1 protein-coding gene and 1 pseudogene are annotated in these 1,181 nt (G+C 65.4%); both read right to left on the minus strand.

What is annotated here, in order from left to right; all coding sequences use genetic code 11:
* Nucleotides 1-776 (minus strand): annotated as a pseudogene (locus EOA24_RS38620) (cobaltochelatase subunit CobN); the annotation flags it as partial.
* 17 nt (nucleotides 777-793) lie between these two features.
* On the minus strand, nucleotides 794-1,181 hold a 388-nt coding region (locus tag EOA24_RS38625), incomplete at its 5' end, for a GTP-binding protein (protein ID WP_189354625.1).

The raw sequence follows: 1,181 nt of genomic DNA on the forward strand, positions 1-1,181 counted from the left end.
CTCTCTGTCCTGCCGGACATCTCCCCCTCAAGGGGGGAGATTGCTCTGTCATTGACGGCTTCGCCAATCGCAGACGTTGCAGATGCCTCTTTTGATGCCGACGAAGAAAAGGCGCCGAGGCTGGTGACGGCTGATCTCCCCCCTTGAGGGGGAGATGTCCGGCAGGACAGAGAGGGGGGCGAAGGATCGCCGACCACTGAAAGGTTCGGCTTCTCAACGACACCAACTCCCGGCTGATAATACCCAGCCTTCGGCACGCCGACCGGCTCGGCAACCGCCGCATCCGCTCCCGCAAGCCGCGCCAGCCTCCGCACCAGTGCGCTCATATTGGCCGGCCCGCCTTCGCGGAAATAGCCGAGCAGGGCGTCCAGCTCCGCACGCGGCAGGGTCGAGCCTTGGATCAGGCGCTGGTCCTCGTCATGACTTTCGCCGGGCAGCAGCGCGAGCTTGATGCCGCGCTCGCGCGCCACCGCGGCGAGCTGGTCGCAACCATAGCGCCACCAGTCATAGCCGCCGAGGATGCGGACGAGGACGACCCTGGCGTGGCGGGCGACGCTGTCGATCCAGAGATCGACCGACATCGGGTGGCGAAGATCGCGAAGAGCCGCCAGCCGCATCGAGGGCAGCCGCGCGGCATCGGCCTTCCAAGCAGCGGCCAGGCCGGCGAGGTCGCTGTCGGTGAAGGACAGCGCCACGACATCCGCAGGCGTCTGCCTGAGGTCGATCGGCTCGGCGAGATCGTCGAGCGAAGCGGATGTTGTGGCGAGGATATGCATCGCAGTCCGGATTTCCCTCAGCCGGCGAGGATACGCTCGATCGCCGGGCGGTTCAGCCCCTTGAGGCCGATGACGACAAGCCGCGAGCGGCGTTCGTCTTCGGCTGTCCAAGCGCGGTCGTAATAATGGTTGACGCGCGGGCCGACGGCCTGGAGCAGAAGCCGCATCGGCTTGCCGCCGACCTCGACGAAGCCTTTGACGCGCAACACATTTTCCTGCTCTGCGGCAAGGGCGACGCGCTTTGCCAACTCGTCCGGATTGGCAATCGACGGGATGTCGATGACGAAGGAATCGAAATCGTCATGCTCGTGGTCGAGCTCGTCGTCGTGATGGGTCTTGCGGTTCTCAATGTCGTCCTCGACGGCGAGGCCGAGGCCGAGCAGTACCGAAGGATCGACCTTGCCC

The organism is Mesorhizobium sp. M2A.F.Ca.ET.039.01.1.1 (assembly GCF_003998035.1).
Classification (GTDB): domain Bacteria; phylum Pseudomonadota; class Alphaproteobacteria; order Rhizobiales; family Rhizobiaceae; genus Mesorhizobium.